Here is a 6,381-nt window from a genome sequence, read left to right as displayed (position 1 = left end):
CCCCCCCCCCCCCCCCCCCCCCCCCCCCCCCCCCCCCCCCCCCCCCCCCCCCCCCCCCCCCCCCCCCCCCCCCCGGCGGCGGCCAGGGCGTCGTCGAGCCAGCGGCGCAGCGCCGGTGCCGGGAGCGCCCCGGTGACGCGGGCCTGCTCCCGGCCGCCCACGAACAGCAGCAGCGTGGGGATGCCGCGCACCCCGAGCCGGCCGCTCACCCGCGGCGCGGCGTCGGCGTCCACCTGCACCACCTTCAGCCGGCCGGCCCGCTCCCGGGCGATCTCCTCCACGACGGGGGCGACCGCGCGGCACGGGGCGCACCAGGCCGCCCACACGTCGACGAGCACCGGCAGCGGACCGTCCTCGACGACGGCGGAGAAGTCGGTGTCGTCGGCGGCCACCAGCCAGGGCAGGTCGGCGCCGCACGCGGCGCAGCGGGGCCGTCCGCGGGCGGTCGCGGGCACCCGGTTGCGCCGTCCGCAGCGCGGGCACGCGACGACGTCCGCTCCTCCGCCGTCCGCTCCCATGCCGTCCTCCTCCCGCCCCGTGGGTGGACCGTCGAGCCCGGCGCCGCGGTGCCCCGCCCACCGGCGGGGCACCGCGCGCGGTCAGGGCTGCGGGTTGGGGGACGGCGACGGCTCCGGCTCGGCGCCGCGCGGGTGGGGCAGGACCGGGGGTCCCGCGGCCGGGACCGGGCCGGACGGCGGCAGCGGCCGGGCCCGGTGCGCCCCGAGCGCGACGAGCAGCACGCCGCCGGCCAGCAGCAGCGCCCCGACGCCCAGCAGCGACACGGACACCCACGTCAGCCCGGGCAGCGTCGCGCCGACCCGGACGTCGGCCTCGATGCCGGCGCCGCCGTCGGTCCGCATGAGCACGACGGTCCAGTCGCCCTCGTCCGGCCGCCAGTCCAGCGTCACCGACCCCGTTCCGGTGGCCGAGGCGGTCCAGATGCCGGCCTCCTCCGGCGCGACCGGCGGCGGCCCGCCCGCCTCCTCGTCCACGGCCCACGCCCACTCGTCCCCGGACCACCAGCCCGGCTCGGCCGGCTCGACCTCCGCGCGGCCGACACCGTCGAGGTACCGGTCGACGTCGGCGGTGCGGGCCAGCCCCACGAACAGCTCGTCGTCGGGCCCGGTCGCGGTGGCCTCGACCCGCGCGGTGCCCAGCAGCTCGTCGACGACCCAGTCGGTCCCCTCGCCCTGCAGCAGGAGTCCCTGGCTGACGGCGGCGTGGCCGGCGGTGTCGACCGCGGCCGGCTCCGAGGTCACGAAGCCGCCGTCGCGCTGCGTGGTGTCCGCCCACAGCAGGCTGCCGCCCGCGGCGAGCAGGCCGGTCGCGCCGGCGACGAGCACCGCGCCGGCGACCACGGCCGTGACCGGCCCGGCGGTCCACCGGCTGGCCGCCGCGGCGGGAACGGGAGCCGCGGTCGCGCCCGCGGGAGCCGGCTGCCCGGCGGGGACGGGCGGCGCCACCGGGGCGGGCGCCGGCAGCGCGGCCGGGTCCGGACCGCCCATGTCGAACCGGAAGGGCGGATAGGCGTCGGTCAGCAGCAGCACGTAGCCCGCGACCCGCTGGGCCCACCGGTCCATGCCGAGGACGAAGTCGTACAGCGGTTGGGGATAACGGCCGGTGAACAGGAGGACGACGCCGGCCACGAGGACCAGCAGCGCGACCAGGCCGCCGGCCGCCCAGCCCTCGCTCCAGACGCCGTCGCCGTCCCAGTCGCCCGTGCCGAACCAGAGGCCGCCGCCGACGAAGACCGCCAGCACCAGGTAGTGCGGCAGCGCCAGCAGCCACTTGACCAGCACCAGGCCGCGGGAGAGCCGCTCCGGGTACGCGACGTCCAGGCGGGCCGGGTACCCCGGCTCGTCGGCCAGGCTGAACGGCGGGTACCGGTCGGTGCCCAGCGCGGAGTAGCCGTAGTGCTGGACCCGCCAGGTCCAGCGCAGCACGCCCACGGTGAAGTCGAACAGCGGCCGCGGGTAGTGCGCGGTCACCAGGATCGCGAAGAACGCGACGACGGTGACGACGGCCACCGCGGTCCAGAGGAACACCAGCACCACGAGGTGGGGCACCAGCAGCAGCCACTTGACCAGCCAGAGCCAGCGGGACAGCCGCGCGTCCAGGGCCCCGTCCACCCGCACCGGGTAGGCCGGCGGCCGCGCCGCCCCCGGGGACACGTACTCGCTCACGACGCACCTCCTCCGGCCACCGCGGCGACCCGGGGTCGTCTCCCCGGCGCAGGCGGCCGTCCGGAGCCTCTCCGCCCGCACCGCCGCGGCGACACGGGCGAAGGCGGGTCCTCCCGGGGACGTTGGTCGCTGGGTCCCCGGGACCGCGGGCCCGGGACGGTGGCGCCCGCGCGGACCACGCTCGGGGGAAGTCCGTCCCGAGGAGTCACACCATGGCCCGCCGCGCCACCCGGATCCCGCCGCTCGCACCACTGGAGGCGGCCGCGGACGCCGCGGTGCGGGCCCCGTCCGTGCACAACACCCAGCCCTGGCGGATCGCGCTGCACCCCGACCGGCTGGAGCTGTCCGCCGACCGCAGCCGGCAGCTGGCGGTGCTGGACCCCGTCGGCCGGGCCCTGGCGCAGAGCGTGGGTGCGGCGCTGTTCAACGCCCGCGTCGCGCTGGCCGCCGCGGGTCGCGCCGTCCGGGTCGACCGGCTGCCCGACCCCGCCCACCCGGAGCTGATGGCCGTCCTCCGCCCGGTCGACGGGATCCCCGACCCGGCCCTGGCCGCCCTCGCACCCGCCGTGCACCGGCGCCGCACCAACCGGCGGCGGTACGGCGCCGACCGCGTCCCCGGGGACGTGCTGCGGGTCCTGGTGGCCGCGGCCGCCGCGGAGGAGACGGTCCTCGTCCCGGTCACCCGGGAGGAGCACCTGCGCCTGCTCGCCCGGCTCACGCAGCAGGCCGACCGGGTCCAGAACGCCGACCCCGCCTACCGGGCCGAGCTGCGCCGCTGGACCACCCGCGACGCCGGGGCCGGCGACGGCGTGCCGGTGAGCGTCGTCCCGCACGTGGACGGGCTGCAGCAGGACGAGCTGCCCGTCCGCGACTTCGACACCAGCGGCGGCGGGCTGCTCCCCGCCGGCACCGGCTCGGGCACCGACCAGACCCTCGTGGTGCTCGCGACGCACCGCGACGACCTGCTGGCGTGGCTGCGCTGCGGCGAGGCCCTCGAGCGGGTGCTGCTGGAGCTCACCGCCCGCGGCTGGGTGGCCGGGCCGCTCACCCAGGCCGTGGAGGTCCCGGTCACCCGCACGCAGCTGCGCTCGGCGCTCACCTGGGACGCGCACCCGCAGTCGGTGCTGCGCATCGGCCGGGCGCCGGCCACCTCGCCGACGCCCCGCCGGCCGCGCGGCACCGTCGTCGAGAACAGCGCCGTCCCCGCCCAGCGCCAGCTCCCCGGCGCCTCCTCGGGGACCCGGGCCGGACCGGGCCCCCGCCCGGTCTCCGACGGCCGCGGGGGGACGACGTGGGTGTGACCTCCCGGCTGGCCCCGGTCGTGGCCGGGATCGGCCCCGACCGCTCCGCGCCGGCGGTGGCGGCGGCCGCCGCCGACCGGGCGCACCGCGAGCTGCGCCCTCTGCTGCTGGTGGCCGCGGTGGAGGGCGCGCACGACCCCGGCCGCGCCCACGACGGGCCGTGGCACCGGGCACTCGCGCGGCTGGACGTGCTGCGCCGTGACCTCACCGCCCGTACCCCCGCCACCGCGGTGCGGACCGTCGTGCACACCGGGCCCGCGGCCGAGGTGCTGCGCGAGGAGTCCGCCGGGGCGGCGGTGCTCGTCCTCGGCACGGGTCCCGCGGCCGGGGGGCTCGGCCCGGTCGCCCGGGACCTGCTCGCGTCCGCGGCGTGCCCGGTGCTCGCCGTCCCCCCCGGAGCCACGGGAGGGACCGACGTGGTGGCCGGCGTGGACGGGACCCCGGGCACGACGGCGGTGCTCGCCGCGGCGGCGCTGGAGGCCGGCACGCGGGGCTGCCCGTTGCGCGTGGTGCACACCTGGCACCGCCGCCCCGGGGCCGCCGCGGACCCGCGCTCGTCGGCGGCGGTCACCGCCGCCGTGGCCGAGGCCGAGCGCCGGCTCGTCGAGACGCAGGCCGCCCGGGTGCACGAGGGCTGGCCGGCGGTGCCGGTGACGGTCGACGTCCGCGAGGGCGACCCCGTCCCGGCACTGGTCGGCCTGTCGCGGGACGCCGGGCTGCTGGTCCTCGGGCAGGCGCGCACCGCGGCCGGACCGGCCCTCGTCGAGGCGGTCGCGGGGCACGCGCGCTGCCCCGTGCTCGTCGTGCCGCCCCCTCCCCCGCCGCACCCCGACGACGCCCCCCGGCGCCCGGCCGCCGTCGCGCCGACGAGGTGACCCGTGGACCCCGCCCCCGCCCCCGCCCCCGCGCCGCCGGGCTACCTGCGCGCGCTGGTGCGCCGCGGCCTCGGCCCGGGTGCGCGCACGACGGACCGGGTGGAGCTGGTCTCCTGGCTGGCGAGCGTCCTGCTCGCCGTCGCGGTCGTGCCGGTGGCGCTGGCGGTGGCGAGCGTGGTGGCCTCCGACACCGGCGCGCTGGCCGAGCGCCAGGCCGCCCAGCTGCGGCAGGTCCCGGCGGTGCTCCTCGCGGACGCGGAGGTGCTGCCCGGGTCCCCGACGTCGCTGCGGGCGACCGCGCCGGCGCGGTGGCGGGCCCCGGACGGCGCCACCCGCGAGGACACGGTGCCGGTCGTGCCGGGGACCCCGGCCGGGGCGACGGTGCCGGTGTGGACCGGCCCCGACGGCGGGCGCTCCGCCCCGCCGATCGAGGGCACCGACGTCGCCGTGGTCAGCGTGACCAGCGGCGTGCTGACCCTGCTGCTGGGGCTGGCGACGGCGGCGGTCACGCACGCCGGCGTCTGCGCCTGGGCCGGCCGGGCGCGCGACCGCGCCTGGGCCCGCGAGTGGGCCGAGGTCGAGCCGCTGTGGGCGCACCGGTTCCGGCTGCGCTGAGTGCCCCGCCGGCCCTCACGGGCGGCCGAGCAGGCGCCGCCACCACGGCCGCCGGGGCTCCGGCCGGGCCGGACGGGGCGCCGGCGCGTCCGCGGCCGGGGGCGCCGCCGGGCGGACCGGCTGCCCGTGCCCGCGCTCGTCGGCGTGCGCCCGGCTCAGGTAGTGCTGGACGGCCATGGGGTCGGCGTGCGAACCGCGGGCGGCCACGTCGTGGCGCGCCTCCCACTGCGCGATGAGCTTCTCGTCCTCGGACATCTCCCGGCGCGGGCGGTCCTCGGGGGTGGGGGTGCCGGTCACGGTCATCTCGGGGCCTCCTGCGCGGTGCGGTCCGTCCGTCCCCACGCTCGCCGCCGCGGGACCGGCCGGGGAGGGGGCCACGGTCCCGGGGGCCGGGACCTACGGCACCTCACACGTGCAGCACCGCGGCCCCGGCGAAGCGGCCGTGCGCGAGGTCGGCCAGCGCGCGCGGGGCGTCGTCGAGGGCGTAGGCGGTCGTGGTCGCGCGCACGCCGAGCCGGGCGGCGAGGACGAGGAACTCCTCGGCGTCGCGGCGGGTGTTGGCCGTGACGCTGCGCAGCCGGCGCTCCTGGAACAGCTCGCCCGCGTAGGACAGCGCCGGCACGTCGGACAGCCAGATGCCGGCGACGGCGAGCGTGCCGCCGCGGTCCAGGGCGCGCAGCGCCACCGGCACCAGCTCCCCGGCCGGCGCGAACAGCACCGCGCCGTCCAGCGGCTCCGGGGGCGGGTCGGCGGGGCCGCCGACGGAGTCCACGCCCAGCTCCCGCGCCAGCGCCCGGTTGGCGGCGCCGCGGGTGAGCACGTGCACCCGCAGCCCCTGCGCCAGCGCGACCTGCGCGGTGAGGTGGGCGCTGCCGCCGAAGCCGTAGACCCCCAGCCGGCCGCCGGGCGGGACCGCGGCGCAGCGCAGCGCGCGCCAGCCGATGATCCCGGCGCACAGCAGCGGCGCGGCCGCCTCGTCGTCGAGGCCCGCGGGCAGCCGGTGGGCGAAGCGCTCGTCGACCAGGCAGGCCTCGGCGTAGCCGCCGTCGAGGTCCCAGCCGGTGAACCGCGGGTCGGTGCACAGGTTCTCGTCGCCGCGGCGGCAGAACCGGCAGCTGCCGTCGGTGCGGCCGAGCCACGGGACGCCGACCCGGTCGCCGGGCGCGAAGCGGGCCGCCCCGGGCCCGAGCGCGTCGACGCGGCCGACCACCTCGTGCCCGGGGACGACGCCCGGCCGCCGCGGCGGCAGGTCGCCCTCGGCCAGGTGCAGGTCGGTGCGGCACACGCCGCAGCAGCTGACCGCGACCCGCACCTGCCCCGGGCCGGGCACGGGCGGCTCGCGCTCCACGAGACGCAGCGGCCCCGCGTCGGCCGGCGCCGGCGTCCCGACCACCCAGGCCCGCACGC

At 80.4% G+C, this 6,381-nt stretch carries 7 protein-coding genes; 3 read left to right on the top strand and 4 right to left on the bottom strand.

Annotation, left to right across the window (positions count from 1 at the left end; translation table 11 throughout):
* The coding region (locus ACI798_RS08935; protein ID WP_457047738.1) for a thioredoxin family protein at positions 1 to 518 on the bottom strand (518 nt) is incomplete at its 3' end.
* A gap of 81 nt (positions 519 to 599) precedes the next feature.
* Entirely contained in the window at positions 600 to 2,183 is a 1,584-nt protein-coding gene (locus ACI798_RS08930; protein WP_457047737.1) for a DUF4389 domain-containing protein, read from the bottom strand.
* Between the two features lie 212 nt (positions 2,184 to 2,395).
* Here ACI798_RS08930 and ACI798_RS08925 point away from each other — a divergent pair, with 212 nt between their 5' ends.
* The 3 genes from ACI798_RS08925 to ACI798_RS08915 are packed head-to-tail and all read left to right on the top strand — an operon-like array spanning position 2,396 to position 4,974.
* Entirely contained in the window at positions 2,396 to 3,484 is a 1,089-nt protein-coding gene (locus ACI798_RS08925) for an Acg family FMN-binding oxidoreductase (RefSeq protein ID WP_457047736.1), read from the top strand.
* Positions 3,481 to 4,359 carry a universal stress protein gene (locus ACI798_RS08920; RefSeq protein WP_456939221.1) on the top strand — a complete coding sequence of 293 codons (879 nt, stop codon included), beginning with the start codon at positions 3,481 to 3,483 and terminating at the stop codon, positions 4,357 to 4,359. The genes ACI798_RS08925 and ACI798_RS08920 overlap by 4 nt, the downstream gene beginning before the upstream one ends.
* Before the next feature lie 3 nt (positions 4,360 to 4,362).
* Entirely contained in the window at positions 4,363 to 4,974 is a 612-nt protein-coding gene (locus ACI798_RS08915; protein ID WP_457047735.1) for an Rv1733c family protein, read from the top strand.
* Between the two features lie 15 nt (positions 4,975 to 4,989).
* Here ACI798_RS08915 and ACI798_RS08910 read toward each other — a convergent pair whose 3' ends face one another.
* Both ACI798_RS08910 and ACI798_RS08905 read right to left on the bottom strand, forming a co-directional pair.
* Positions 4,990 to 5,277 (bottom strand): hypothetical protein, encoded by a 288-nt coding sequence (locus ACI798_RS08910; protein ID WP_456939223.1) that lies wholly within the window; start codon positions 5,275 to 5,277, stop codon positions 4,990 to 4,992.
* Positions 5,278 to 5,380: 103 nt separating this feature from the next.
* Complete coding sequence (locus tag ACI798_RS08905; protein ID WP_456939224.1) at positions 5,381 to 6,379, bottom strand: zinc-dependent alcohol dehydrogenase family protein; 999 nt, start codon at positions 6,377 to 6,379, stop codon at positions 5,381 to 5,383.
* Between the last annotated feature and the right edge of the window lie 2 nt (positions 6,380 to 6,381).

Source organism: Geodermatophilus sp. SYSU D01045, from assembly GCF_054050295.1.
The sequence above is the reverse complement of the archived record's forward strand: the minus strand, read 5'-3'. Positions and strand labels throughout refer to the sequence as shown.